The sequence below is a fragment of the Pseudarthrobacter chlorophenolicus A6 genome (assembly GCF_000022025.1).
Taxonomy (GTDB): domain Bacteria; phylum Actinomycetota; class Actinomycetes; order Actinomycetales; family Micrococcaceae; genus Arthrobacter; species Arthrobacter chlorophenolicus.
Map to the genome: position 1 here is coordinate 951,886 of NC_011886.1, position 26,316 is coordinate 978,201.

Consider the following 26,316-nt stretch of genomic DNA (forward strand, 5'->3'; position numbering starts at 1 on the left):
GATGTGGTTCCGGCGGGTTCGACCGCCTCAACCACCGGGGCTATGCGATCAGTCGCCCAGGCGCAGGCCGGTCTTGGTGTCGAACAGGTGCACGTGGCCGGACTGGGGACGGACGTAGATGGCCTCGCCCTTCATCGGAGGGCGGCGGCCGTCGACACGTGCCACGATGTCGTGATCCTTGCCGTCGAGGGTGGTGTGGCCGTAGACGTAGGCGTCAGCGCCGAGCTCTTCGACAACGTCGACCTCGACCTTGAGGCCTTCACCGTGGGGTGCGGTCTCGAGGTCTTCAGGGCGGCTTCCGACGGTGACCGTGGAGCCGTGTGCTTCTTCAAGGACGTCGCGCGGCACGGGGTACACGGTGCCGCCGAACTGCACGCCGCCGTCGACAACGGGAAGTTCCAGCAGATTCATGGCGGGGGAGCCAATGAAGCCGGCAACGAAGACGTTCTTCGGGCGGTCGTACAGGTTGCGCGGGGTGTCCACCTGCTGCAGCAGGCCGTCCTTGAGGACTGCAACGCGGTCACCCATGGTCATGGCCTCGACCTGGTCGTGGGTCACGTAAACCGTGGTGACGCCCAGGCGGCGGGTCAGGGAAGCGATCTGCGTGCGGGTCTGGACGCGGAGCTTGGCGTCGAGGTTGGACAGCGGCTCATCCATGAGGAAGACCTGCGGGTTACGGACGATTGCACGGCCCATGGCAACGCGCTGGCGCTGACCGCCGGAGAGTGCCTTCGGCTTGCGGTCCAGGTACTGCTCGAGGTCAAGGAGCTTGGCGGCTTCGCGGACACGCTCTGCGCGCTCTTCCTTGGAAACGCCGGCGATCTTCAGTGCGAAGCCCATGTTGTCCGCAACGGTCATGTGCGGGTACAGGGCGTAGTTCTGGAAGACCATCGCGATGTCGCGGTCCTTCGGGGGGACATCGGTGACGTCGCGGTCACCGATCAGGATGCGGCCTGCGTTTACATCCTCGAGGCCTGCGAGCATGCGCAGGGAGGTGGACTTACCGCAACCGGAGGGTCCAACGAGGACCAGGAATTCGCCATCGGCGATGTCGATGTTGAGCTTATCGACGGCGGGCTTATCTGTGCCCGGGTACAGACGCGTAGCGTTATCAAAAGTAACTGTAGCCACAGTTATCAATCCCTTCACCGGCAGGTACGTGCCGGACGATCCGTTGTGAATGGTTCATGTTTGTTCAGTTTTGGGTTGCATGATGCGTTCCGGCAGGACCGGAGCACATTGAATGACGCCGCACGGTTCTTGTGCGCCACATCACAAGCAAGAGTATGGCAGAACCTTCGCTTTTTATCGCAAATGTTACGAACGTCACACCGGAGCCGTGACCGGCCGTCTAGCCAGCCGGCTGTTAGTTCCCTTCGCCCACGGCAGAGGTCCGCGCCGCAAGCAGCGCCTCCAGCAGCTCTGCCACGTGGATCGGGGCCTCCACCCGGTACTGCGCCTGGGTGAAGTCCAGGCCTACCTTGACCCCTACATCCCCGGGCATAAGGCGGGCGAAGGCGTCTTCGTCCGTGGTGTCGTCCCCCGCGAACAGCACGGCGGTAGCTCCCGCAGCCTGGCGGAGGAACGCGACAGCTTCACCCTTGGAGGCGTGCACCACAGAGGTTTCCAGGACCCGCTTGCCGTTCTTCAGGAACACGCCCTCGCGGTCCTCCAGCAGCGAGCGTGCGGCCGCGACGGCGTCCTCGGCGACGTCGTCCGCAGCCTGCCGCGTGTGCAGCACCACGCCTGCCGGCTTGTCCTCCAGCATTGTTCCGGGTGCTTCCTGGGCGATCCCGGCAAGGATGTCCCGGACCTCGGCCAGCAGCGTCTGCTGGCCGTCGTCCAGTTCGAGGCCCGCAGACCCCGGGCCCAGCCAGGCTTCGGCGCCGTGGCTGCCGATGAGCAGCGACTCGGCCGGCGGCGAGGCCACGCTGCGCAGCGAGGCGAGGGCACGACCCGAGATGAGTGCCGTCGTCGTGCGTGGAAGCGCGGCGAGCCCGGCAAAGGCGGCGGCTGCGCGCGGGAGCGGCCGGGCATCGTCCGCATGCGGCACGATCGGTGCCATGGTGCCGTCGAAGTCCATGGCCACCAGCAACTGGTCAGTGGCGGCGATACTCCGGACGGCTTCCCGAAGTTCGGGTGTCAGGGCGAGCGGGGCTGCCGTACCTGGTTCAGGAGTCATCGCGGACCACCTTTTCATTCAGCGCACGCAGGAAGTCTGCCGACCAGAGATCCACATCGTGTTCCAGGATCTGCTTGCGCATGGCCCGCATGCGGCGCCCGGCTTCGCGCGGAGTCATCTCCACGGCGTTCATGATGGTGTTCTTGAGCCCCGCGATGTCGTGCGGGTTGATGAGCAGCGCCTGCTTGAGCTGGTCCGCCGCGCCGGCGAATTCGCTCAGTACCAGGGCGCCGTCGTTATTGTTGCGCGCGGTGACGTATTCCTTGGCCACCAGGTTCATGCCGTCCCTGAGGGCGGTGACCAGCATGACGTCGGCGGCCAGGTACAGGGCCACCATTTCCTCCACCGGGTAGCTGTGGTGCAGGTAGCGGACGGCAGTGTTCTGGATGGTGTCGTAGGTGCCGTTGATGTGGCCCACGGTGCCTTCCACTTCCTCGCGCAGCAGGCGGTACTGCTCAACACGTTCCCGGCTGGGGGAAGCCACCTGGATCAGCGTCGCATCTCCCACGGACAGCCGGCCGTCCGCCAGGAGTTCCTCGAAGGCCTTCAGGCGGTGCCGGATGCCCTTGGTGTAATCCAGCCGGTCCACGCCCAGGAGGATGGTCTTCGGGTTGCCCAGGTCCTGGCGGATCTGCCGCGCCCGCTCGATGATGTCCGGCCTGGCGGCAAGTTCGGTGATCTGCTTGACGTCGATGGAAATGGGAAACGCCTGCGCACGGGCAATATGGGTGATCTGGCCGTCATGGCCCTTGACGTGCACCTGCTGCTGCTTGACGCTGGCGCCAAGGAAGCGCCGGGCCGAGCGCATGAAGTTGCCGGCGTCGCTTACCCGCTGGAAGCCCACCAGATCGGCGCCGAGCAGTCCGTCGATGATGGCGTGCCGCCACGGCAGCTGGGCGAAGATCTCCGGCGGCGGAAACGGAATGTGGTTGAAGAACCCGATGCGGAGGTCCGGCCGTGCCTCGCGAAGCATGCGCGGCACCAGCTGCAGCTGGTAATCCTGGACCCAGACGGTGGCGCCCTTGTCAGCATGGCGCACGACGGCGTCCGCGAACCGCTGGTTAACCCTGCGGTAGGAATCCCACCAGGTGCGGTGGAACTCGGGCGGTGCGATGACGTCGTGGTACAGCGGCCACAGCGTCGCGTTCGAGAAGCCTTCGTAGTACAGCTCGACGTCGTCGGTGCTGAGCTGGACGGGAACCAGGTCCATGCCGCCGTGGCTGAACGGCTTCACCGTCTCGTCGGGCGCACCGTGCCAACCCACCCAGGCGCCGTCAGTCTTGGTCATCATCGGAGCCAGTGCGGTCACCAGGCCACCGGGGGAGCGGCGCCAGCCGGACCCGTCGTCCCCGTTGTCGCCGGGGGCGACCCGGTCAACGGGCAGCCTGTTGGAGACCACCATGAAGTCGTACTTCGTGGCCTGGCCGTGGCCGGATCCGGCCTTTCCTGATGGCTCTGCTGTGGCAGGTTTTTCCTGGACGGGTGTTTGCATTGCGGCCCCCTGGGGTTGCTTGTGCCTCTAAGCCACCCTAGCCGTGCGGAATCATCCGTGCTATTCGTCCGTTGGTCAACCCGGGCGGATAGTTGAAGAGGCAAGCTCTCAGGTTTCTCCCCTAAAATGGTGGAAGTGCCACGAAGTGGTCCCTCCACGTCGACCGACCCAAGGAACACATGAGCCCCGGAAACGAAGTACGTAAGTCGAAAGCTGAGCGAACCGCGGAAGCGCGGGAAAAAGCGCGCCAGATCCGTGAGGCCCAGCTGAAGAAGGACAAGCGCAACAAGCTTCTGATCGGCTGGGGCATCGTGGCGGCTGTCGTCGCCATCCTTGTGGTCGTGGGACTGGTGGTCACCACCAGCATCAAGCAGAACACCCCCATCGCGGACCAGGGTCCCGTCCCCGCAAACGGCAACGCCAACGGCGGCGTGACGCTGGTTGCCAACACCGGCGTGAAATCAACGGAAGCCGCCACGGTGGACATGGCCAAGGTGCCGGCCAAGCCGGACGCGCAGCCGAACCCGGTGGTTGCCCCGGGCGCGGAAGCCGAGGCCGGCCAGCCCGTGAAGGTTGTGGCCTACATCGACTTCATCTGCCCCGTTTGCAAGCGCTTCGAAGACACCTACAACGAGGCCCTGACTGGCCTGCGCAACGAAGGAAAGATCAGCCTGGAATACCGGCCGCTGGGCTTCCTGGACCGCCAGTCCAGCACCAACTACTCCTCCCGCGCTGCCAATGCTGCGGCGTGCGTGGCAGACAAGGCGCCGGAGAAGTACGCGGAATATGTTGACCTCCTCTTCGCCAATCAGCCTGCCGAAGGCGGTGCCGGCCTTTCCGATGACAAGCTCAAGTCACTGGCGAGCGACATCGGTGCAGACATCAACAGCTGCGTTGACGACAAGACGTTCCGCCCGTACGTCAAGTACTCCACCCAGCTCGCGTCCAACATAGGCATCACCGGTACGCCCACCATCTTCGTGGACGGCAAGCAGTGGGACGGCAGCTCCGACCTCAACGCAGAGATCCAGACGGCCATCGCAGCCAAGGGCTAAAACCCCTCAGCCTCACCGTCGGCCCGCTTCCGGAACGTCCGGAGGCGGGCCGGCTGCGTTTAAAGTCCGGCGAGTGGCCCGCTTCCCCGCCGCGTGCAAAGGTCCCCCACCCGCGAGCCAGCCGTTTTTACCACCGGCAGCACTTGGGCTACGCTTATCTGGCGCCGTCAGGCGCCGCCCGCAAGGGCATGCCTCCTTAGCTCAGTTGGCCAGAGCACCGCTCTTGTAAAGCGGGGGTCGTCGGTTCGAATCCGACAGGGGGCTCCACTTAGTACCGGGACGCCGGTTCCCGCCTTTTCCTCCTCCCCACCGCCTCATCCCTTCCAGGGTTACGCTGGTCTTACCTGAATGATCAGCCTGCTGATGAATGGAGGATGGTTGCCATGCCCAAGACCGGCAAGAACCACCATGCCCGCAAGGACGAACTTCCCTCGACCCTGCAGCGTTCCGACCAAAAGGCCCAGGACACTTTCGCCAAGACGTACGACTCCGCCATCGAGTCCTACGATGACGAAGGCCGGGCAGCGCGTACTGCCTTCGCATCCGTGAAACACAGCTACGAGAAGGTGGGCGACCACTGGGAAGCCAAGGACAAAAAGGGGCCGTCGGACAGACGCGCGGAAGAGCAGGGCGCAGGATCCTCCACACCCACAGCGGGCGGCGTGGACGCCAACGCCTCGAAGCAACACCTCTACGAACTGGCCCGGAAATTGGACGTCAAAGGCCGCTCCAGGATGGACAAGAACCAGCTTGTCCAGGCGGTGCAGAAAGCCAACGAGGCCGCCACCCGCAAGGCCAGGTCCTAGTCCCTTCCTCAGGGGAGTGACGGCGGCCGGCGTCCCTGGCCGCAGCGCCCTCCAGGCCCCTTGCCCTAACGCCTCCCAGGGTGTCGAATTTGAGGACACACTAGGACGGGTTGCACGGCAAAGACGCCAGGAGGATCCCATGTCGGTGAAGAGCGCCAAAGACGCGGCCAGGGCTGCAGGTGGCCGGAACGCTGCCGAACCACGCCGAACCGATTCTGCCGCCCGCATCGCGGCACTGGAGCCGGCCAGCATCCGGAACATCGCCCTGATCGGGCACTCCGGGGCCGGCAAGACCCTGCTGATTGAAGCGCTCCTTGCTGCCAACGGAATGATCACCCGCAAAGGCTCCATAGCCGAGGGGACCACAGTAGGCGATTCCGATCCCGCTGCGGTCCACCAGCAAAGGTCCGTCACCCTCTCCCTGGTGCCCCTCATGCTGGACGACACCAAGGTCAACCTGCTGGACACTCCCGGCTACCCCGACTTCATCGGGGAAATGCGGGCAGGCCTCCGCGCAGCGGACGCCGCCCTTTTTGTTGTTTCCGCCGTCGACGGGATTGATGCCACCACCACCGCACTGTGGGCGGAGTGCGCGCACCGCCGGCTCCCGCGCGCCGTAGTGATCACGCGGCTGGACCATCCCAGGGCGGATTACGACGGCGCCCTCGCAGAGTGCCGTAAGGCGTTCGGCGATGGCGTCCTCCCGCTCTACGTCCCGGTCGGCTCCGGCGGCGAACGCACCGGCCTGCTGGGACTGCTGTCCGGAACGGTCACGGACTACTCCGCCGGGGAAAGCCCAGCCACCCGGGACGCCCCAGCCGATGACGCGGCGGAAGCGGCAGATGCCCGCGGAGAGCTCATCGAAGGGATTATCGCCGAAAGCGAAGACGAAACGCTGATGGACCGCTACCTCTCCGGCGAGGACATCGATACCGGCGTGCTCATCCAAGACCTTGAGACCGCCGTCGCCCGTGGTTCGTTCCACCCGGTCATTCCCACCTCCGCGGTCACCGGGCTGGGGACGTCCGAACTGCTGGACATGCTGGTGCGCGCGTTCCCGCCGCCCACTGAGGCGGACGTTCCCGAGGCGACAGACCTGGAGGGCCTGCACGGCAGGTCCCTGGGCTGCGACCCGTCGGGGCCGCTGGCCGCGGAAGTGGTGCGAACCTCCAACGATCCCTTCCTGGGCCGGATCTGCCTGGTCCGGGTGTTCTCGGGAACCTTGCGTGAGGACTCGCCGGTGCACGTTGGCGGGCACGGCCTGGCGGACCGCGGGCACCAGGACCACGACACCGACGAACGCGTCACGCACCTGTACTCACCGCTGGGAGCCACCCTGCGGCCGGTGCCTTACTGCGTGGCGGGGGACCTGTGTGCCCTGGCCAAGCTGGGAAGCGCCGAAACCGGTGACACCATCTCATCCCGGGACGATCCACTGATGCTCGCCACCTGGGAGATGCCCGAACCGCTGCTGCCGGTGGCCGTGGAGGCCGATTCCCGCAGCGATGAGGATGCCCTGGCCCGGAGCCTGGGAAAGATCGCAGCCGGCGACCCCACCATGCGGGTGGAGCGCAACCAGGAAACGCACCAGCTGGTCCTGTGGTGCATGGGCGAGGCGCACGCCGACGTCGTCATGGACAGGCTCCGTGAGCAGGGCGTAAAGCTCCACGCAGTGGACGTGGTGACACCGCTGCGGGAAACCTTCGCGGGCCCGGCCACCGGGCACGGACGCCACGTCAAGCAATCCGGGGGACACGGGCAGTACGCCGTGTGCGACATCGAAGTGGAGCCCCTGGACCGGGGCGGCGGCTTCGAATTCGTGGACAAGACGGTGGGCGGGGTCATCCCGGGGACGTTCATCCCATCCGTGGAAAAGGGGGTCCGCTCCCAGATGGAGAAAGGTGTATCCGCCGGGTTCCCCGTGGTGGACGTGCGGGTGCGGCTGGTGGGCGGCAAGGCCCACAGCGTGGATTCATCCGACGCCGCCTTCCAGGCCGCCGGAGCCCTGGCCCTGCGCGAAGCGGCTGCGGCAGGCCGGATACAGCTCCTTGAGCCGGTCTCGGCGGTCAGCATCACCGTGGCGGACGAGCACGTGGGCCCCGTCATGAGCGACCTCTCCGGACGCCGCGGCCGGCTGACCGGCACGACGTCCTCGGGCGGGGGACTCACTGACATCAGCGCCGAGGTGCCGGACCAGGAACTGCTGCGCTACGCCGTCGAACTCCGTGCCCTCACAGCCGGTACGGGCCGTTTCAGCCGCAGCTACCTGCGCCACGACCCCGTGCCTTCCGGCTTCAGCCCTACCTGAAGCGGGTCCCGATGAATCCGGCTGCCCGCAAGATCCAGGGCGTCTACCTGGTGCTGACGCTCGGCAACACCCTTGCGGCGTCCTTCATCTGGGGGATCAACACGCTGTTCCTGCTCGACGCCGGCCTGAGCAACCTGGAAGCTTTCGCCGCCAATGCCTTCTTCACCGCAGGCATGGTGCTGTTCGAGGTCCCCACGGGGGTGGTGGCGGACAGTTGGGGCCGCCGCGCGTCGTTCCTCCTGGGAACCGTGACCCTCGCCGGTTCCACCTTCCTTTATTACCTGCTGTGGCAGTACTCAGCGCCGTTCTGGTGGTGGGCGGCGGTCTCCGTGCTGCTCGGCCTGGGCTTCACGTTCTTCTCCGGCGCGGTGGAAGCCTGGCTGGTGGACGCCCTGCAGTTCTCCGGGTACGACGGCACCCTGGAGACAGTGCTGGGCCGGGGCCAGATGGTGTCCGGCATTGCGATGCTGGCAGGATCCGTTGCCGGCGGCGTCATCGCGCAGGCAACCAACCTGGGCGTTCCCTTCCTGCTGCGGGTAGGCGTGCTGCTGGCCATGTTCGTCGTCGCCTTCCTGCTCATGCACGACGTCGGATTCACCCCTGAGCGGTCGGCCCGCCCGCTCGCCGCCACCCGCGCCGTCCTCAAGGCTTCCGTGGACGGCGGGCTCCGGCACCCGCCCGTCCGGTACATTATGCTGGCCGCACCGTTCACGCAGGGCGTGGGCATCTACGTCTTCTACGCCCTGCAGCCCTACCTGCTGCAGCTCTTCGGGGATCCCCGGGCCTATGCCGTTGCCGGCCTTGCCGCCGCCATCGTGGCCGGCGCCGACGTGGTGGGCGGATGGATGGCGCCGCGGGTCAGGAAGCTGGTCCACCGGCGGACCACAGTGCTGATTGCCAGCAACGTGGCCAGCGCACTGATCCTCGTGGCCCTGCTGTTCACCACCACGTTCTGGCTGGCCCTGGTGCTGCTCATGCTGTGGGGGATGGTGGGGTCAGCCGGTGTCCCGGTCCGCCAGGCGTACCTGAATGACATGATCCCCTCCAAGCAGCGGGCAACGGTGCTCAGCTTCGATTCGCTCATGGGTTCCAGCGGTGGCGTGGTGGTACAGCCCCTGCTGGGGCGGGCCGCGGACCTGTACGGCTACCCCGCCTCCCTCGCCGTGAGCGGGGCCGTGCAGTTGCTGGCCGCACCCTTCATCCTGATGAGCCGGCGCCGGCGCTCGCCGGCGGACACCGCCACGGACCTGACGGCGGCGCCCTAGGGTTTACCTGCGGGAGATACCGGGGAAACGCACCCACAACATCCGGCACCTATGTTTCAGGAATGACAGAGAGCATCCCAGGCAGGGTCCGCCAGTGGTTTACTGCCGCCTTCGCCTTCACATCCCCGGAACAGGCCGCTGACGCTATGGCTGATGCGTCCCGCTGGGGCTGGCTTCCTGCCCTGAGCGGCGTGGCAGTGGGCGCCGACCACGCCCGCGCACGGCACGACGAATCGGCTCCCGGCGCCGGCTGACCGGCTGGTTCAACACACTATTGCGCCTGTAATGGGGTCATGCCCTAAACTGCTGCACTGAGGTGCCTGAAATGGCGCTGTGCGGCAACGAAAGTGAACACGCTATGGCTACCGATTACGATGCTCCGCGCAAGCAGGAAGAAGAGTCTCCGGCTGACTCGCTTGAGGCCCTCCAGGCGTCCCGCGGCGGCAACGCGCAGACCGCCGTCATCGATGTCGAAGAGAATGACACCGCTGAAGGCATTGACCTTCCCGGCGCGGACCTCTCCAACGAGGAGCTGACCGTTGTTGTGGTTCCGGAGCAGTCCGACGAATTCACGTGTTCCTCGTGCTTTTTGGTCCGCCACAGGTCCCAGGTTGCCCTGGAAAAGAATGGCCTCAAGTACTGCCGCGACTGCGAAGGCTGACCTTTCACCAGGTTTCGGCGCCGGCCACCCCATGGGGGTGACCGGCGCTTTTTGTACCCCGCGGGCAACCGTTATGGGCGGTAACGGGCAGGTGCAGGAACGGTGCCGATCAGGTTACGGGGGCACCCGAAACGGGCCTTGTTTTATGCGGCCTTAATGCGGCGTCCGGCACGTTAACGGTTCCGCCCCGAAGCGGCCACAGGCCTCGTTTCGCCGTTCGTGCCGCCTTAATCTGGAGCTATCCACATCGCTCCTTCCTTGGGTGGAACCACAATGAAAAAACTCTCCATCTGGTTCACGGCCATCCTTGTGGCCGTCGGACTGGGGCTGTTGGTTCCGGGGCCCGCCTCGGCAACCACCTCGTATTGCGGGCTCACATGGGGCTCGCTGCTGAAGACGGACGACTCCATGAGCGGCGCGCCCGTCACCAATGTCCGCACCGGACAGCACTACTGCTTCGACCGGCTGGTGGTTGACCTGGGCAGCGGTCCGGTTCCCGGCTATTACGTCCGCTACGTTGGGCAGGTCACCCAGGACGGTTCCGGCAAGCCGGTGGACGTCCGGGGCGGCGCCCGTCTGCAGGTGGTGGTCCGGGCGCCGGCCTACAACGACAGTGGCAACGCCACGTACACCCCCTCCGATCAGGCCGAGCTCTCCAACGTCTCCGGCTACCAAACCTTCCGCCAGGTGGTTTGGGCAGGAAGCTTTGAGGGCCAGAGCACTCTCGGCGTTGGCGTCCGCGCCCGTCTTCCGTTCCGTGTCTTTACGCTGGACGGACCGGGCTCAGGCTCCCGGCTGGTGGTGGATGTGGCGCACTTCTGGTGACAGCCGCCGTCGTCAAACAGGAAAGGTGCCGTTCCCCGCGTTGGCGGGGAACGGCACCTTTCCTGTTCTGTGCGGACCGTCTACTCCGGGACCACCAGGGCCGGGGTGTCTTTCCGCAGCGTTTCGCCGCGGAAGAATCCGGGGCGAACCCGGGCCATGATCAGCATGAACACCGCGCCGAGCGCCAGGATGCCGACACCGAGGATGAATACCAGTCCCACGCCGAAGATTTCAGAGCCGCTTCCGAACTCGGGTGCCAGGCTGTCCACGGCGGTCTGGAAGAACACGATGAACAGGCCCACGCCGCCCAGCACCGGGCACAGCAGCCGAAGGACAAAGTGGCGGACGCTGGTGAAGAGGCTGTGCCGGAAGTACCAGGCGCAGGCGAGTGCCGTGAGTCCGTAGTAGAAGCAGATCATCAGGCCCAGGGCCAGGATGGTGTCATTGAGGACGTTCTCGCTGACCACATGCATCACGGCGTAGAACCCCGCGGACATGACGCCGGCAGCGATGGTGGCCAAGCCCGGCGTCGCGAACTTCCGGCTGACGCGGCTGAAGGGTTCAGGCAGGGCCCCGTAGTGGGCCATCGCCAGGAGGCTGCGGGACGGGGACATGAACGTGGATTGCAGGGACGCGGCCGAGCTGGAGAGCACTGCGAGGGACATCAGGATGGCGAACGGGCCCATGATGGGGGACGCCAGCGCCGTGAAGATGTTCTCGTGGTTTTCTGCGTTGTTCAGCCCGTTGCCGGTATCGCCTACACCGGCGAACATCATGGTGGCGATGCTTACCAGCAGGTAGATGGCCAGGACAATGACGGCCGTCAGGGTGCCGGCCACGCCTGCCGTTTTCTTGCCGTTGGCTGTTTCCTCGTTCACCGTGAGGCAGACGTCCCAGCCCCAGTACACGAAGATGGAGAGTGAGATCCCGGCGGCCACCTGGCCGAAGGTCTCAATCCTGGTGACGTCGAACCATCCCCAGCTGAACGGGATGGCAGTTTCCGAGGTGGACCAATTGGCGAAGGCCATGGCGACGAACAGGCCCAGTACCAGCAGCTGGAATCCCACCAGGCCGTACTGCACCACTTTGGTGGTGTGCAGGCCGCGGTAGCTGACCCAGACGGCGAGGGCAACGAACACCAGGCAGGTCAGGACGTTCAGGGCCTTGTTGTCCGCCAGGTCCGCCAGTTCCGCCGAGCCGGTGAGCTGGGACAGGAACAGGTAGAAGAAGTCGACGGCCACACCGGCGAGGTTGGACAAAACGATGATGTTGGCGGCCAGGAGGCCCCAGCCGCCCATCCAGCCGACCCAGGGACCGAAGGCCTTGCTGACCCAGGTGAAGGTGGTGCCGCTGTCCGGTGAATCAGCATTGAGTTCCCGGTAGGCCAGCGAGACCAGGATCATCGGGATGAAGCCGATCAGGAAGATGACGGGCAGCTGGAGGCCGGCTTCGTTGACGGTGGGGCCCAGTGCGCTGGTCAGGGTGTAGGCGGGGGCGATCGTGGAAATTCCAAGGACGACGACGGCGAGCAGCCCCAGCTGCCCGCCCTTCAGTCCCTTGGCGGTACGGTCGCCGCTGCCGGGCAATTGCTTGCCCCGCGCGGCGGTGGAGCTGGTGCGGAGTGCTTCTGTCATGGCACCGCTTTCTGGAAGCTTATGACCGGGGTCACTATATGAATGGCGTTCATTTAGTATGGAGGTGTGACGGCCGTCGCGCAAGAGGGAATATGAATCACGTTCGTTTATGACTGCGCGGCAAAATTAGTAAGCTCACTGAGAAATATCCGCCCCGACCCGTGCCGGGTGGCCCGGGCGCTGATAGCTTCGAAGTTACTGGACCAATCGAGGAGGACTCCCATGAAAGCTTCACCGACACTGACCAACAACCTGCAGGCCGTACTCGCCGACCTGATCGAGCTGCACATCCAGGGCAAGCAGGCGCACTGGAACATTGTGGGCACCAACTTCCGGGACCTCCACCTGCAGTTGGATGAAATCGTTGACGCCGCACGCCAGTTCGCCGATGACACCGCCGAACGCATGCGGGCCCTGCACGCACTGCCGGACGGCCGCAGCTCCACCGTGTCGAAGTCGACCGCCCTGGCGGAGTTCCCTGAGGGCCTGATCAGCACCAAGGACGCCATCGAGCGGATTGTTGCAGCGATGGAAGCGGCCGTGGGCACCATGCGCAAGGTCCATGACGAGGTGGATGAGGAAGATCCCACCAGCGCAGACCTGCTGCACGAGTTCATCGCCAAGCTGGAGCAGTTCGCCTGGATGGTGAACGCCGAGACGCTCAAGCCGACCGCCAGCGTCACCGCCCCTGACGAAAAGTAGCGGCGGGCCGCCGCCGCGGCGCGCTTAGGGCGCCCGGTACCGGAGGTTGATTTCCGGCGCCGGGCGCCTTTTGCCGTTAAGGCCATGCGGTGCGGGGCAGTGCGGGGCCGCGTGCCTGGTGCTGCTATGCGGCCTTGGGCACTTTTCGGAGAACGACGGCGGCGCAGACGGCCGCAGTGGCCATCAGGACCAGCCCAATCGCCGCGGTCACATGCACGCCGGAATCGAAGGCAGTGGCCGCGGCCTGGCGGACGGCATCGGCCAGCGGGGCCGGCAGCGCGGACGCGAGGTCCATGGCGCCGGCCAGTGTTTCGCCGGCGCTGTGGCGCGCCGCTTCCGAAGCGGTGCTGTCCACAGCTGCCGGAAGGTGCAGGTTGTGCTGGTAGGAGGCGGTGAGGATGGAGCCCAGTACGGCCGTTCCCAGCAGCGCCCCTACCTCGTAGCCGGTCTCCGAGATGGCCGCCGCGGCACCTGACTTGTGCGCCGGCGCCGCACCGAGGATGAGGTCGTTGGAAATGGTTTCGGCCGTCCCCACGCCCAGCGCCAGGATCAGCAACGCTGCCAGCAGCAGTGTTGGCCCGCCGTCGTGGTTTCCGAACGTTACCAGGCTGTACCCCGCGGCGCTGAACGCCAGGCCCGTGCCCACCACGAAGCCTGGCCGCACCTTCCGGACCAGCGGCACCACCACCAGGCCTGCCACCACCGTGGCAATCAGGGCCGGGATCATGGCCACGCCCGCGGCGGACGGCGTCATGCCCTCGAGCAGCTGCAGGTGCTGGGCGAGGAAGAGGATGAAGCCGTTGAAGGAGAACAGGGCCAGGATGTTGGCGGTGATGGCCATGCTGAATACCCGGTTGCGGAAAAGCGACATGTCCAGCAGGGGGTGCGGCAGCCGGAGCTGCCGCCGGACGAATACCACTGCCATGGCCAGGCCAATGGCCATGGCGCCAAGGCCGGTGCCGGACAATCCTTCCGTGGCAACTTCCTTGATGCCGTAGACCAGCGGCACCATCACCAACAGGGACAGCGCGATGCTGGGTATGTCCACCTTCCCCGGTTCCGGATTTTTCGATTCCGGAATCAGTGCAGGGCCCAGGGCGAGCAGCGGCAGCATGAGCGGCACTGCGACCAGGAAGACTGCGCCCCACCAGTAGTGCTCCACCAGCCAGCCGCCGAAGATCGGCCCCAGCGCAGCCCCGCCGGAAAAGCCCGCCGCCCAGATGGCCACCGCCAGGCGGCGACGGTTGGGCTCCACAAAAATGTTGCGGATGAGCGAGAGGGTTGAGGGCATCAGCATGGCGCCGAAGAAGCCCAGGGCGGCTCGTCCGGCGATCAGCCATTCCGCCGTTGGCGCGAACGCCGTAGCGGCCGAGAGTGCGGCAAAGCCCAGGCTGCCGGTGAGGAGCAGCCGCCGCCGGCCGATCCTGTCGCCGAGGCTGCCCATGCACACCAGCAGCCCCGCCAGGACCAGGGGGTAGGCATCCACGATCCAGAGCAGCTGCACCCCGGAGGGGTCCAGGGACTGGGCGATCGCAGGCAGGGCGAAAGTCAGGGCCGTATTGTCCACGGCCACCAGCAGGACCGGAAACATCAGCAGCGCCAGGGCCAGCCAGTCGCGCCACGGTGCCCGTGGCGCGGCGGGTCCCTGGAGCTGGGGCTGGGCGTGGTGCGTCGACGTGGTCATAAAGTAACTATACCGTCCAGACGGTATAGTTTGAAACTTCCGCCGAGTTGAGCCGCCGGCACCCCGGGAAGGCATGATGGATGGCATGCCCCGAAAGCCAGTTGCCCGTGAAGCCGTTCTTGACGCCTTCGCCGCCCTGCTCATTGAGGTGGGGGAGCGTGCTGCCACCCTGGATGCCGTGGCCCGAAAGGCCGGCGTCTCCAAGGGCGGGCTCCTCTACCACTTTCCAAACAAGGAAGCCCTGATCCAGGCGCTCCTGGACCAACTGGATGCGCTCGCCGGAGAGGACGCCGATGCCATGGCGGCTGCACCCGAAGGCGCGGCCGCCTACTTCATCCGCTCCTCGGTATGGGGAGACACGCCCCTGGACCGTGCCATTGTTGCCGCGACCAGGCTGTCAGAGGTGGCGCATGCAGAGACCCGGCGGCGGTTCGCTGCCATCCAGCGGCGGTGGCTGGACGAGATAGCGGCGGACGTCGGGCCCGCCCTGGCCAAGGCTGTGCTGTACATGGGGGACGGGCTGTACTTCAACGCCATGCTGGCCATTGGCCCTGTCCCCGCAGGCGGCGCGGCCGCGGACGTGGACGAATTGCTGGCAGCACTGGAGCGGCTCCGGCGGTAGCGGGACATTTGCCCCGGGGGCCGCAGCGTAGGAGAATTAAGCGCTGTGGGAGTTGTCACCGGACGGTCCCACGTCCACATCCAACTGAATAGCCTTTGATCTGCGGCGGGAGAGTCCTGCCACACCATCGGCAGGCGCCGTAGGAGCAAATCCTCCCCAGGAATCTCGCAGGCCCCTGTACCGCCGCGGCGAGGCACCTCTGGAAAGCAGCAGGCCGTCCAGGCACCGGGTTAACGGATGCCGGACCGTTGTGCTCACCGACGGTGCAAGCGGTTCCTGTCCGTGCAGGAGCCGCGGAAACTCTCAGGTCCAATACAGAGCGGGGAGGGACCCGAATCGCTGTGGCGTACCCTGCGCCGCCTGAGTATCTGGAGTTCCCCCGTGACGGTTAGTTCAGCCTCCACCACTTTCGTCGACCGCCATATTGGCGCGCGCCGGCAGGACCACATCGACACCATGCTTAAGGCTGTCGGCTACGACAGCGTTGACTCCCTGGTCGATACCGCCGTCCCCAAAGTCATCCGCCAGGAAACGGCGCTTCGCCTGCAGGACGCCCTCAGCGAGGTGGAGGTCCTCAACGAACTGCGCCGCATCGCCGGGAAAAACAAGACTGCTGTCCAGCTGATTGGCCAGGGCTACTACGACACCATCACGCCGGCCGTGATCCGCCGCAACATCCTCGAGGCCCCCGCCTGGTACACCGCCTACACCCCGTACCAGCCCGAGATCTCGCAGGGCCGGCTGGAGGCGCTGCTGAACTTCCAGACCATGGTCCAGGACCTTGTGGGCCTGCCGATCGCCAACGCCTCCCTGTTGGATGAAGCGACGGCCGTAGCCGAGGCCGTACTGCTGATGCGCCGCGCGAACAAGGCCAAGCCGGCCGCCGACGGCAAGACGGTCCTGGACATCGACGTCCTGCCGCAGACCATCGCCATCGTGAAGGGCCGCGCCGAGGCCTTGGGCTTGGAAGTGGAGGTCGCGGACCTGTCCCAGGGTCTTCCCGACGGCGACATCAACGGCATCGTCCTGCAGCAGCCCGGTGCGTCGGGCCGCGTCTTCAACCAGGCTGATGTCATCGCCGCCGCGAAGGAGCGCGGTGCGCTGGTCACAGTGGCCGCTGACCTGCTGGCCCTGACCATGATCACGCCTCCGGGTGAGCAGGGCGCGGACATTGCTGTCGGCTCCACCCAGCGTTTCGGCGTCCCGCTGTTCTTCGGCGGCCCGCACGCCGCCTACATGGCAGTCCGCAAAGGCCTTGAGCGTTCGCTGCCCGGACGCCTCGTAGGCGTGTCCAAGGACAACGCCGGCGCGCCCGCCTACCGCCTGGCACTGCAGACCCGCGAGCAGCACATCCGCCGCGAGAAGGCCACGTCCAACATCTGCACCGCCCAGGCCCTGCTGGCCATTGTGTCCTCCATGTACGCCGTGTACCACGGCCCGGAAGGGCTGAAGGCGATCGCAGAGGCGGCGCACGGCCATGCCCGCACGCTGGCTGCGTCCCTCGAAGCCGCCGGCGTTGAAGTCCTGCACAAGAGCTTCTTCGACACCGTCACCGTTCGGGTCCCCGGCCGCGCGGCCGGCATCATTGCCGAAGCTGCAGAGCGCGGTATCAACCTCCGCCCCATCGATGCTGACACCGTGGGAATCTCCCTGGATGAGACCACGACGCCGGCCGTCGTCGCCGAGGTCGCGGACATCTTCGGCGCCACGGTCGCCGCGGGTGGCAGCTTCGCCTTGGCAGCGGAACTGGAGCGCACCTCCGGTTACCTGGAGCACCCGGTGTTCAATACGCACCGGTCCGAGACCCAGCTGCTGCGCTACATCCGCAAGCTTTCCGACCGGGACCTGGCGCTGGACCGCACCATGATTCCGCTGGGCTCGTGCACCATGAAGCTGAACGCCACCGCTGAGATGGAAGCGATTTCGTGGCCGGAGTTCGCCTCGATCCACCCGTTCGCTCCGGACTCCCAGACCGAGGGCTGGCGGGAACTGATCACCGGGCTCGAGGCTGACCTGACCGAGATCACCGGTTATGACCAGGTCTCCATCCAGCCCAACGCCGGTTCCCAGGGCGAACTCGCCGGCCTGCTGGCGATCCGCGGCTACCACCACTCCCGCGGTGACCAGCAGCGCAACGTCTGCCTGATCCCCGCTTCGGCGCACGGCACCAACGCCGCCTCCGCCGTGCTGGCCGGCATGAAGGTGGTGGTGGTGGCCACCGCCGCGGACGGGACCATCGACCACGCCGACCTGTACGCCAAGATCGAGGCGAACAAGGACGTCCTGTCCTGCATCATGATCACCTACCCCTCCACCCACGGCGTCTACGACGGCGACGTGGCTGAGATCTGCGACGCCGTGCACGCGGCCGGCGGCCAGGTCTATGTGGATGGTGCGAACCTGAACGCCCTCGTGGGCCTGGCGCAGCCGGGCAAGTTCGGCGGCGACGTGTCCCACCTGAACCTGCACAAGACCTTCTGCATCCCGCACGGCGGCGGCGGACCCGGCGTCGGCCCGGTGGCGGCGAAGGCGCACCTGGCACCGTTCATGCCGGGGGATGCCAACAAGGCCGCCCATGAGGATGGGCATGGGGTTGCAATTTCCGCGGCCCGGTTCGGCTCCGCCGGTGTGCTGCCGATCTCCTGGGCCTATGTGAAGCTGATGGGCGGTGCGGGCCTGACCGAAGCTACCAAGTCCGCGCTGCTGGCCGCGAACTACGTCGCTGCACGGCTGAACGAGTTCTTCCCTGTGCTCTACACCGGCGAGGGCGGGCTGGTGGCGCACGAGTGCATCCTGGACCTGCGCGAACTCACCGCCCGCACCGGCGTGACGGCCGAGGACGTGGCCAAGCGCCTGATCGACTTCGGTTTCCACGCCCCCACCCTGTCCTTCCCGGTGGCCGGGACCCTGATGGTGGAGCCCACCGAATCCGAGGACCTCGGCGAGATCGACCGCTTTATCGAGGCGATGATCGCCATCCGCAAGGAGATCGACCAGGTGGCTGACGGAGACTTCGCCGCAGCCGACTCCCCGCTGCGCAACGCACCGCACACGGCGGCCGCCGTCGTCAGCTCCGACTGGGACCGCGCCTACACCCGTGAGCAGGCGGCCTTCCCGGCCCACCACAAGCAGGACAAGTACTTCCCGCCCGTGGGCCGCATCGACGGCGCAGCCGGCGACAGGAACCTCATCTGCTCCTGCCCTCCGCTGTCCGAATTCGAGAACTGATCATCAGTGGTTGAGCTTGCTGAAACCGGGTTTCGACAAGCTCAACCACCCGCCGCTCCCCTTAAGGACTCCCCGTGACTGATAACTACACCGCCCTGTACAGCGAGCACCAGAAGCTTGGCGCGTCCTTTACCGACTTCGGCGGCTGGCAGATGCCCCTCAAGTACAGCTCCGAGCTCGCCGAGCACCGTGCCGTGCGAACCGCTGCCGGCCTGTTTGACCTCTCGCACATGGGCGAAGTCTGGGTCACCGGCCCGGCCGCTGCAGCATTCCTGGACTACGCCCTGGTGGGCAGGATCTCGGCCATGCCGGTGGGCAAGGCAAAGTACTCGCTGATCTGCGACACCGACGGCGGCATCATTGACGACCTCATTACCTACCGGCGCCCATCGCCGGCGGAGGGCGGGGACCGCTTCCTGGTGGTCCCGAACGCAGGCAACGCGAAGGTTGTGGCCGAGGCCCTGCAGGAACGGGCCGCAGGCTTTGACGTCGCCGTGGAGGATGCCTCGGCGGAAACGTCGCTGATCGCGGTCCAGGGACCCAAGGCCCAGGACCTTCTGCTCCGGCTGGTCCCCGCGAACCAGCACCCGGACGTCGCCGGGCTGAAGTACTACGCCGCAGTGGAAGTCACGTTCCTGGTCAACGGTGCCGGCCTCACCCTCCTGCTGGCCCGCACCGGCTACACCGGCGAAGACGGCTTCGAAATATTCGTCCCCAATAGTGACGCCGTCGGACTTTGGCAGGCACTCCTCGCGGTGTCCGACGGCGGTGAGCTCACTCCGGCGGGCCTCGCGTCCCGGGATTCGCTCCGCCTGGAAGCCGGGATGCCGCTGTACGGCAACGAACTCTCCCTGCAGGGCGACCCGTACTCCGCCGGACTCGGTCCCGTCGTCGCGCTGTCCAAGGAAGGTGACTTCGTCGGCAAAGCCGCCCTGGCTGCAAAGAAGGAGGCCGGCTCGGGATCGACCACCGGCCGCCGCCTGGTGGGCCTGAAGGGCCTGGGACGCCGCGCCGGCCGCGCCCACTATCCGGTCCTCAAGGACGGGGGAGTGGTTGGCGAAGTAACTTCGGGACAGCCTTCGCCCAGCCTCGGCTACCCGGTGGCGCTGGCCTACGTCGACGTCGAACACACCACCCCCGGAACAGCCCTCGACGTCGACCTGCGCGGCAAGGCCGAACCGTTCGAAGTCGTCGCCCTGCCGTTCTACAAGCGCGCCAAGTAAGTCATCGCGGTGGTTGCCCCCGCGTCGGCGGACCGGACATTTTCACGCGTGCTGCTCGTTCCTCGCTTTGACGCACGCTTTCGAAAAGTCCGGCTCCGCCGACGCTCAGCCGGTTCCCTCACTTTGGTGAGCGGCTTTCGCGACTGGACGGATTCCGGAGGCGTGCGTCTAAGGGAGCGTCACGTCCGCGCAGCGGGCGTCTTCGCGACAGAGCACGCGGAGGAGTCCGGCCAGCCGCACCCAACCCCGCCACGAAATCTCTAGTTAGGAACCCCGTCATGGCTGTTGGCGTCTTTGATCTGTTTTCGATCGGTATTGGGCCTTCTTCTTCTCATACTGTGGGGCCGATGCGGGCTGCTGCTGTTTTTGCGGAGGAGTTGAAGGCTTCCGGTGTGCTGTCTGCTGTGGCTTCGTTGCGGGTGGATTTGTATGGGTCTCTGGCGGCGACGGGGCATGGGCACGGGACGATGACGGCGGTGCTGTTGGGGTTGGAGGGGTTTCATCCGGAGCTGATCCTTCCCGGGGAGGTGGAGGAGCGGTTGGCTGCGATCGCCGAAACGGGGATGCTGCACCTGGCCGGCGCCGGTGGCGGGGATGGCGTGAAGCTGCCGTATGGGGTGGGCGATATGGTGTTGCGGCCGTTGACGGTGTTGCCGCGGCACACGAACGGGATGACGTTCACGGTGACCGATGCCGCGGGTGAGGTGTTGCATGCGGCGACGTTCTTCTCCGTCGGTGGCGGGTTCATTGTCCGTGAGGGTGAGGAGGACGCCGCGCTGCAGGAGCTGGAGGAGTCGAAGAAGGAACTGCCGTTGCCGTTCCGGACCGCCGCGGAACTCCTGGCCCATTGCGCGGAGACCGGGTTGGGGGTCAGTGATGTGATGCTGGTCAACGAGAAGTCTTCCCGGGCCGGGGAGGAGATCCGGGCGGGGCTGCTGCATATCTGGTCCGTGATGGAGGCGTGCGTGGCGACGTCGCTGAAGCGTGAGGGCGTGTTGCCGGGCGGGTTGAAGGTCCGCCGCCGCGCACCGGACTGGTTCGACCGGTTGAAGAAGGAATGCGCCCGCCCGGGTGAGGACAGCCAGGACCGGGACTTCACGGACTGGGACTTCCACGACCCGAAGTACTGGCAGGAGTGGGTGAACCTGGTGGCGTTGGCGGTGAACGAGGAGAACGCTTCCGGCGGGCGCGTGGTTACCGCGCCCACGAACGGGGCGGCCGGGATCATTCCCGCGGTCCTGTACTACGCGCTGCATTTCGCCCCGGGCATGGAGAAGGCCACGCAGGAGGACCGCGAGGCTGTGGTGGCCAGGTTCCTGCTCGCCGCCGGTGCCGTGGGGGTGCTCTACAAGGAGCAGGCGTCGATTTCGGGTGCGGAGGTGGGCTGCCAGGGCGAGGTGGGGTCGGCGTCGTCGATGGCGGCCGCGGGCCTGGCGGAGGTTATGGGCGGCACGCCGGCGCAGGTGGAGAACGCCGCGGAAATCGCGATGGAACACAACCTGGGCCTGACGTGTGACCCGATCGGCGGGCTGGTCCAGGTCCCGTGCATCGAACGGAACGCGATCGCCGCCGCGAAAGCCATCAACGCCGCGAAAATGGCGCTCTGGGGCGACGGCACCCACCGCGTCTCCCTCGACGAAGTCATCATCACCATGCGCGAAACCGGCAAGGACATGAGCGACAAATACAAAGAAACCGCCATGGGCGGCCTCGCCGTCAACGTCGTCGAATGCTGACAGTCCGCTCCCGGCCCGCTAATTGTTGATGGCTGCCCACACATTCAGCGTGGAGGCGTAAACCAGCCACGCCACGTAGGGCAGGAGCAGCAGGCCCGCCGTGCGGCTGATGGGGCCGAAGTACAGGATAGTGACGACGACGGCGACGATCAGCGCCAGGATAATCACCAGCGCCAGCCACAACGCCGGCGTTCCCAACGTGGGGTAGAGCCCGAAAAACATCGGGGTCCACGCGAGGTTCAGGACCAGTTGGATGGCGTAGGCAATCAGCGCCGGACGCGTGCGCCCGGTGCGCTTGCGCCACACCAGCCAGGCGGCCACGGCCATGGCCGTGTACAGGACTGTCCACACGGGGCCGAACACAAAGTTCGGCGGCGTCCAGGGCGCCTTTTCCGCCGTGGCGTACCAACCGTCGACGTTGCTGGTGGAAGCGAGTCCGCCAAGGCCGGCCACCAGGAAGGATGCCACCAGGAACCCTGCCAGTCCGGCCACTTGGACCGCCGGCCGGTACGGGCTGGACTTTCGCTCCGATGGCAAGGTGGACTGCCCCGTGGTTGGCTCCATCTCACCACCCTTGCGAATGGCGGTGCGCGAGTCAAGACAGGCGCGCGGAGGCGTCCCGGGCCCGCCGGACGGCCGCCCTGCAGAGCCCCGGGCTGGCCCCCGGGGCACGGCCCGTACCGCCACAGGCTTTAGACTTGAGGCTGCATGTCCGCGCAGGAACGGCAACAGCAGCACCGAGAACAGCACCGAGCATCAACCCCGATTGGACGCGGCCCCCTTGCCAGAATTCACAGCACGTTTTGCCACAGCCGAGGAAATTGAAAACTGGGACAAGCACGTCACGGCCAACCCCAACGGCGGCAATATGCTGCAGTCGGCGGCCTACGCGTCCGTGAAGAACGGCAGCGGCTGGAAGGTCCGCTTCCTGGTGCTGGAAGGCGGCCACACCGCCAGCTACAACCTGGTCCTGGAGAAGGGCGTCCCGCTGCTGGGACGGCTCTGGTACCTCATCAAGGGCCCGGACCTCGCCGACGCCGGCCACCTCAAAGCGGCGTTGGAGTCCTGTGCCGCCCTGGTCAGGGAGCGCAAGCTCAACGTGTTCACCATCAAGATCGAGCCGGACATCGTGGATTCCGATGCCGCCCGTGCCACGCTGGCTGCGGCCGGCCTCGCCAAGGCCCCCAACATCCAGTCCAACGACTCCACGGCGTTACTGGACATCTCCGGCACTGACGAGGAAGTCCTCAAGGCCATCTCCTCCCGCGCCCGCAACGCCGTCCGGCGCGCCGAACGCGAAGGCTGCGAGGTAGTGCGCCGGGAACCGGGGCCCGAAACCTACCGTGCCCTCTACGACCTCATGGCCGACACCGTCAAGGCCAAGGGATCCATGCCCTTGCGCAGCTACGAGTACTACGCGCAGTTCTGGGACGAATTCTGCAACCGCGGCCAGGGCAACTTCTTCTTCGCCTACGAGGACGGAAAGCCCAGCGTCGGCGCGTTCGTCATCAACTACGGTGCCAAGGCAACCTACAAGGACGGCGGCTCCACGCAGAACCGCAAACAGTACGGCGACTCTCACCTGGTCCAGTGGTCCGCCATCCGGAGGATGCAAGAACTGGGCTGCACCGAATATGACTTCTGCGGCACGCCACCGGCATCCCGGATCAAGGACAAAAGCCACAACCTGTATGGCATGGGGATGTTCAAGACCAGCTTCACCAAGACTGTCACCGACTTCGTGGGGTGCCACGACTACGTTCTTTCACCCCTCCGGCACCAGCTGTGGGTCAAGGGCGGTGAGCGGGTATTCCGCCGCATTGAGACGGCGCGCACCGGCCAGCAGTTCTACTGACCACCACCCGCCGGTCCGCTGCCCGGTCACCCCACCGCACGGAAGACGACGCTCCCGCCCCAGCACCTGCCAGGCAGGCCCGCGACAAGTTCCAGAGAAGGTAATCCCTTGAACCAGGTTTCCACTACCACCGCTCCCGAATACACGGTCCTCAGTGACGACGAGTTTGAGGCCTTCGCCCTCAAGCACCCACAAAACAGCTTCCTGCAGTCGGCCGACTTCACCCGCTTCCAGCGGGCCCGCGGACAGCAGGTGGAGCTGTTCGGCATCCGCCGCAACGGAGAACTTGTTGCCGCCGGGAAACTGAACTTCACCACCACGCGCCTCGGGTACACGGTGTGCGACTGCGCCAAGGGACCCCTGATGGACTACACGGACCCTGCCCTGGTGCGTGACGTCGTCGTACTTCTCCGCAAGCGCGCGGCCGAGCGCAAGGCGGCCGAACTGCGCATCTCGCCGAACCTGAAGTACATTGCCCGCGACGAGGACGGGGCCGAGCACCCGGAAACCGTGGACAACCGGCCGCTGGTGGCGCGGCTGGGCGGCCTGGGATTCCGGCACCAGGGCCTGGAGATGAACTTCGTGAACGTCAACTGGATGTTCGTCAAGGACCTCCAGGGCATCGCGGACCCCGAAGAGCTGATCATGGGCACCAGCTACCGCACCCGCAAAGCCATCCGCAAGGCCGAAAAGAACGGTGTGTTCCTGGAACAGGCCACGCTGGAAACCCTGGACGACTTCTACGGCGCGCTGAGCCGGGCCGGGGACGAGAAGGGCTTCGTCTACCGGGAACGGGAGTACTACGAGAACCTGCTCCGCACCACGTCGCCGGAATTCACCAAGCTCATGATGGCCAAGATCGACATCCCGGCCTACCGCAAGTCCATCACCGAACGGCTGGACGCCGAATCGGCCACAGCTGCGGAGCTTCGGCGCGAGGTCGAGGAGACGGGCAGCAAGAAGAAAGCCAACCGGCTCAAAGTGGTCCAGGACCTGGTGGACAGCTATGAGCGCAGCCTCAAGGACATCGAACGCTTCCCGGACTCCGTGGGCGTGGCCACCGTGGCCGCTATCCACTTCGTCTGCTACGGCGACGAAGTGGTGTGCGTCATCGGCGGCACCGTGCAGGACTACATCTACTTCAACGGCGCCACTTCCCTGTACTGGGGCATGATGCTGCACGCCCTCGAAAAGGGCTACCCGAGGTACAACTTCTATGGAACCTTCGGTATCTCCGGACAGGACCAGGAAGGCCACGGAGGCTACGAATTCAAGAAGGGCTTCGGCGGTGAAGTGGTCCAACTCGTGGGCGACTTCGTGATGCCCGTCCGCGCCGCCGCCTTCCACGCCAACAGGCTGGCCAGGTCCGCCGCCGGCGCTGCCCGCACCCTGCTGGGCAAGCTTCCCGTCAAGCGCACCTGACCCACATATCCGAACCAGCGCACCACACCAGCGCACCAGGGAGGAGGAGATCATGGCCGACCGGCGCGATCATCCCAAAGCTCAACCAACCGGCGCCAAGGACCGCCCGCCCACGGGGCCGGGCCGGCCACTGCCCCGCACCGAAGCCCTGCCCAAAACCGAACCGCTGACGGCTGCCCAGGTCCGCCAGAACGCAGCGGCGAAAAAGATGCTGCGCCGCCTCGTCCAGGGTGAGAATCCTCCCACCGCGCCGATGAGCATCGTGGACAGGCTGACCGGCAGCCCGTACGCCAACCCCACCATCCAGGTCGGCGGCGTGGACGCGTCCGCCCGCAAGACCCTGGACTTTGTCCTCCACCTCGCTGAAACCATGTTCCGCTACGGCGCCGGCGCCCTCGAGGTGGAGACCAGCATCATCGCCGTCACGGCCGCGCTGGGGTTGAAGTACGTCGAGGTGGACATCACCAACCAGTCCGTGGGCATCAACTACGCCCCCAAGGACCAGCCGCCCATCGCACTGCTGCGCGTGGTCCGGTCGTGGACCAACAACTACGCCGGCCTGGCCAGGGTGCACCAGCTCGTCACCGACATCGTGGCCGGGGGAGTGGGCCGTGACGAGGCCATCAGGCGGCTCAACGAAATCATCACCAGCCCCAAGCCCTTTCCGCGCTGGATGGTTACCTCGGCCTTCGGTGTCTTCGCGGCCGTATTCGTCGGCGTGCTCGGCGGCGGGCCGGTATCGTCCGCGATCGCCTTCGCAGCGAACATCGGCATCAGCCTCCTGGCCCGCCAGCTGGGACGCTGGCGCGTTCCTGACTTCTTCATCACAGCGAGCTGTTCCTTCGTGGTGACCCAGCTGGCGCTGCTGCTCTGGCAGTTCGGCCTCACCAAGTCACCGGCCATCGTGGTGGTGGGCGGCATCCTCCTGCTGCTGCCCACGGGCCGCCTGGTCTCCTCGGTGCAGGATGCCATCAACGGCTTCCCCGTCACGGCGGCCGGCCGGTTCCTCTCAACGCTCCTGACGTTCGGCGCCATAGTGGCGGGCATCGCCGTCGCCTTCGTCGTGGGTGAGCTGACCGGGGCGCAGCGGATCGATGTCACCGAAACCTTCCCGCCCGCCTACGACCTGTGGGTCCTCATCATCTTCGTGGCGGTGGCCGTCATGGCCATCGGCGTCACCGAGCAAACCAGCTGGCAGCTGCTGCTGCCCACTGCGGCTGTGGGAGTGATCGGCTACCTGGTACTGCTGGGCGGTGGCCTGCTGGGCATCGGCGACCGGTTCGCGCCCGCCCTGGCGGCCGTGGTGATCGGCCTGCTGGCCCGGGTGCTGGCCCTGCGCATGGGCGCCCCGCAGCTGGTGGTGGCAGTGCCCGCAGCGCTGATCCTGCTGCCGGGCCTGACGATCTTCCGCTCCATGTACGTGCTCACCATCGAGGAATCGGAAATCCTGCTCGGTGCCGGCGGGATGCTCAGCGCCGGGGCCATCGTGCTGGGCACTGCGGGCGGCATCGTCCTCGGCGACACCCTGGCCCGTCCGTTCACCCGCAGCCTGGCCAGCAACGAACGCCGGCGCGCGCGGCGCCGCTAGGCTCCGGAAGGTCCAAAAAACGCGCCCC

The 26,316-nt window shown here is 66.2% G+C and carries 21 protein-coding genes, 1 tRNA gene and 1 riboswitch; of the genes, 16 read left to right on the top strand and 6 right to left on the bottom strand.

The genetic code is table 11. The features are described from left to right. Positions 1-48: 48 nt before the first annotated feature. From ACHL_RS04375 to ACHL_RS04385, 3 genes are all read right to left on the bottom strand, one after another. Positions 49-1,131: an ABC transporter ATP-binding protein gene (locus ACHL_RS04375; RefSeq protein WP_015936086.1), complete on the bottom strand. Its 1,083-nt coding sequence runs from the start codon at positions 1,129-1,131 to the stop codon at positions 49-51. A gap of 235 nt (positions 1,132-1,366) precedes the next feature. Further along, a complete protein-coding gene (gene otsB, locus ACHL_RS04380; RefSeq protein ID WP_015936087.1) occupies positions 1,367-2,182 on the bottom strand; it encodes a trehalose-phosphatase in 816 nt (271 codons plus the stop codon). Continuing rightward, positions 2,172-3,674: an alpha,alpha-trehalose-phosphate synthase (UDP-forming) gene (locus ACHL_RS04385; protein ID WP_015936088.1), complete on the bottom strand. Its 1,503-nt coding sequence runs from the start codon at positions 3,672-3,674 to the stop codon at positions 2,172-2,174. Before ACHL_RS04385 ends, otsB begins: the two co-directional genes overlap by 11 nt. Positions 3,675-3,853: 179 nt before the next feature. Here ACHL_RS04385 and ACHL_RS04390 point away from each other — a divergent pair, with 179 nt between their 5' ends. The 8 genes from ACHL_RS04390 (at position 3,854) to ACHL_RS04425 (ending at position 10,594) form a co-directional block, all read left to right on the top strand. Next, on the top strand, positions 3,854-4,729 hold the full coding sequence (locus ACHL_RS04390; protein WP_015936089.1) for a DsbA family protein: 876 nt from the start codon (positions 3,854-3,856) through the stop codon (positions 4,727-4,729). A gap of 190 nt (positions 4,730-4,919) precedes the next feature. Next, positions 4,920-4,996 (top strand) — tRNA-Thr (locus ACHL_RS04395). Positions 4,997-5,112: 116 nt separating this feature from the next. Continuing rightward, on the top strand, positions 5,113-5,535 hold the full coding sequence (locus ACHL_RS04400) for a ChaB family protein (RefSeq protein WP_015936090.1): 423 nt from the start codon (positions 5,113-5,115) through the stop codon (positions 5,533-5,535). Positions 5,536-5,674: 139 nt separating this feature from the next. Then, positions 5,675-7,843 (top strand): elongation factor G-like protein EF-G2, encoded by a 2,169-nt coding sequence (locus ACHL_RS04405; protein WP_015936091.1) that lies wholly within the window; start codon positions 5,675-5,677, stop codon positions 7,841-7,843. An 11-nt stretch (positions 7,844-7,854) separates the two neighbouring features. Then, positions 7,855-9,108 (top strand): MFS transporter, encoded by a 1,254-nt coding sequence (locus ACHL_RS04410; protein ID WP_015936092.1) that lies wholly within the window; start codon positions 7,855-7,857, stop codon positions 9,106-9,108. Positions 9,109-9,170: 62 nt separating this feature from the next. Further along, a complete protein-coding gene (locus ACHL_RS04415; RefSeq protein WP_015936093.1) occupies positions 9,171-9,362 on the top strand; it encodes a hypothetical protein in 192 nt (63 codons plus the stop codon). 104 nt (positions 9,363-9,466) lie between these two features. Continuing rightward, complete coding sequence (locus tag ACHL_RS04420) at positions 9,467-9,769, top strand: DUF4193 domain-containing protein (protein ID WP_015936094.1); 303 nt, start codon at positions 9,467-9,469, stop codon at positions 9,767-9,769. A gap of 273 nt (positions 9,770-10,042) precedes the next feature. After that, a complete protein-coding gene (locus tag ACHL_RS04425; RefSeq protein ID WP_015936095.1) occupies positions 10,043-10,594 on the top strand; it encodes an AMIN-like domain-containing (lipo)protein in 552 nt (183 codons plus the stop codon). Between the two features lie 80 nt (positions 10,595-10,674). On the opposite strand, the gene ACHL_RS04430 is transcribed toward ACHL_RS04425, so the two are convergent. Beyond that, entirely contained in the window at positions 10,675-12,228 is a 1,554-nt protein-coding gene (locus ACHL_RS04430; protein WP_015936096.1) for an APC family permease, read from the bottom strand. Between the two features lie 222 nt (positions 12,229-12,450). Here ACHL_RS04430 and ACHL_RS04435 point away from each other — a divergent pair, with 222 nt between their 5' ends. Then, the gene (locus tag ACHL_RS04435) at positions 12,451-12,930 is read left to right on the top strand and encodes a Dps family protein (RefSeq protein WP_015936097.1); all 480 of its coding nucleotides are present in this window, start codon (positions 12,451-12,453) and stop codon (positions 12,928-12,930) included. A gap of 124 nt (positions 12,931-13,054) precedes the next feature. Here ACHL_RS04435 and ACHL_RS04440 read toward each other — a convergent pair whose 3' ends face one another. Further along, positions 13,055-14,614, bottom strand: a complete 1,560-nt coding sequence (locus tag ACHL_RS04440) for an MFS transporter (RefSeq protein WP_015936098.1) — start codon at positions 14,612-14,614, stop codon at positions 13,055-13,057. 85 nt (positions 14,615-14,699) lie between these two features. On the opposite strand from ACHL_RS04440, the gene ACHL_RS04445 reads away from it, so the two are divergent. From ACHL_RS04445 to ACHL_RS04460, 4 genes are all read left to right on the top strand, one after another. Continuing rightward, on the top strand, positions 14,700-15,236 hold the full coding sequence (locus ACHL_RS04445) for a TetR/AcrR family transcriptional regulator (protein WP_043794458.1): 537 nt from the start codon (positions 14,700-14,702) through the stop codon (positions 15,234-15,236). A gap of 96 nt (positions 15,237-15,332) precedes the next feature. Next, a riboswitch (glycine riboswitch) is annotated at positions 15,333-15,429 on the top strand. Between the two features lie 188 nt (positions 15,430-15,617). Continuing rightward, complete coding sequence (gene gcvP, locus ACHL_RS04450) at positions 15,618-18,464, top strand: aminomethyl-transferring glycine dehydrogenase (protein ID WP_015936100.1); 2,847 nt, start codon at positions 15,618-15,620, stop codon at positions 18,462-18,464. Positions 18,465-18,538: 74 nt separating this feature from the next. After that, on the top strand, positions 18,539-19,687 hold the full coding sequence (gcvT, locus tag ACHL_RS04455) for a glycine cleavage system aminomethyltransferase GcvT (protein WP_015936101.1): 1,149 nt from the start codon (positions 18,539-18,541) through the stop codon (positions 19,685-19,687). 278 nt (positions 19,688-19,965) lie between these two features. Beyond that, on the top strand, positions 19,966-21,423 hold the full coding sequence (locus ACHL_RS04460) for an L-serine ammonia-lyase (protein WP_015935760.1): 1,458 nt from the start codon (positions 19,966-19,968) through the stop codon (positions 21,421-21,423). Between the two features lie 18 nt (positions 21,424-21,441). Here the strand turns inward: ACHL_RS04460 and ACHL_RS04465 are convergent, their stop codons facing one another. After that, positions 21,442-21,987, bottom strand: coding sequence for a TspO/MBR family protein (locus tag ACHL_RS04465; protein ID WP_015936102.1), 546 nt, complete (start codon positions 21,985-21,987; stop codon positions 21,442-21,444). A gap of 217 nt (positions 21,988-22,204) precedes the next feature. On the opposite strand from ACHL_RS04465, the gene ACHL_RS04470 reads away from it, so the two are divergent. From ACHL_RS04470 to ACHL_RS04480, 3 genes are all read left to right on the top strand, one after another. Next, entirely contained in the window at positions 22,205-23,278 is a 1,074-nt protein-coding gene (locus tag ACHL_RS04470; protein WP_015936103.1) for a lipid II:glycine glycyltransferase FemX, read from the top strand. Between the two features lie 108 nt (positions 23,279-23,386). Beyond that, entirely contained in the window at positions 23,387-24,700 is a 1,314-nt protein-coding gene (locus tag ACHL_RS04475; protein ID WP_015936104.1) for a peptidoglycan bridge formation glycyltransferase FemA/FemB family protein, read from the top strand. Between the two features lie 52 nt (positions 24,701-24,752). Next, positions 24,753-26,288, top strand: coding sequence for a threonine/serine exporter family protein (locus ACHL_RS04480; protein WP_015936105.1), 1,536 nt, complete (start codon positions 24,753-24,755; stop codon positions 26,286-26,288). Positions 26,289-26,316 lie beyond the last annotated feature (28 nt).

What these genes read in the sequence shown, in the direction of transcription:
- otsB (WP_015936087.1), bottom strand. Translation starts at nt 2,182, where the DNA reads ATGACTCCTGAACCAGGTACGGCAGCCCCGCTCGCCCTGACACCCGAA.
- ACHL_RS04385 (WP_015936088.1), bottom strand. Translation starts at nt 3,674, where the DNA reads ATGCAAACACCCGTCCAGGAAAAACCTGCCACAGCAGAGCCATCAGGA.
- ACHL_RS04390 (WP_015936089.1), top strand. Translation starts at nt 3,854, where the DNA reads ATGAGCCCCGGAAACGAAGTACGTAAGTCGAAAGCTGAGCGAACCGCG.
- ACHL_RS04400 (WP_015936090.1), top strand. Translation starts at nt 5,113, where the DNA reads ATGCCCAAGACCGGCAAGAACCACCATGCCCGCAAGGACGAACTTCCC.
- ACHL_RS04405 (WP_015936091.1), top strand. Translation starts at nt 5,675, where the DNA reads ATGTCGGTGAAGAGCGCCAAAGACGCGGCCAGGGCTGCAGGTGGCCGG.
- ACHL_RS04410 (WP_015936092.1), top strand. Translation starts at nt 7,855, where the DNA reads ATGAATCCGGCTGCCCGCAAGATCCAGGGCGTCTACCTGGTGCTGACG.
- ACHL_RS04415 (WP_015936093.1), top strand. Translation starts at nt 9,171, where the DNA reads ATGACAGAGAGCATCCCAGGCAGGGTCCGCCAGTGGTTTACTGCCGCC.
- ACHL_RS04420 (WP_015936094.1), top strand. Translation starts at nt 9,467, where the DNA reads ATGGCTACCGATTACGATGCTCCGCGCAAGCAGGAAGAAGAGTCTCCG.
- ACHL_RS04425 (WP_015936095.1), top strand. Translation starts at nt 10,043, where the DNA reads ATGAAAAAACTCTCCATCTGGTTCACGGCCATCCTTGTGGCCGTCGGA.
- ACHL_RS04430 (WP_015936096.1), bottom strand. Translation starts at nt 12,228, where the DNA reads ATGACAGAAGCACTCCGCACCAGCTCCACCGCCGCGCGGGGCAAGCAA.
- ACHL_RS04435 (WP_015936097.1), top strand. Translation starts at nt 12,451, where the DNA reads ATGAAAGCTTCACCGACACTGACCAACAACCTGCAGGCCGTACTCGCC.
- ACHL_RS04440 (WP_015936098.1), bottom strand. Translation starts at nt 14,614, where the DNA reads ATGACCACGTCGACGCACCACGCCCAGCCCCAGCTCCAGGGACCCGCC.
- ACHL_RS04445 (WP_043794458.1), top strand. Translation starts at nt 14,700, where the DNA reads ATGCCCCGAAAGCCAGTTGCCCGTGAAGCCGTTCTTGACGCCTTCGCC.
- ACHL_RS04460 (WP_015935760.1), top strand. Translation starts at nt 19,966, where the DNA reads ATGGCTGTTGGCGTCTTTGATCTGTTTTCGATCGGTATTGGGCCTTCT.
- ACHL_RS04465 (WP_015936102.1), bottom strand. Translation starts at nt 21,987, where the DNA reads ATGGAGCCAACCACGGGGCAGTCCACCTTGCCATCGGAGCGAAAGTCC.
- ACHL_RS04480 (WP_015936105.1), top strand. Translation starts at nt 24,753, where the DNA reads ATGGCCGACCGGCGCGATCATCCCAAAGCTCAACCAACCGGCGCCAAG.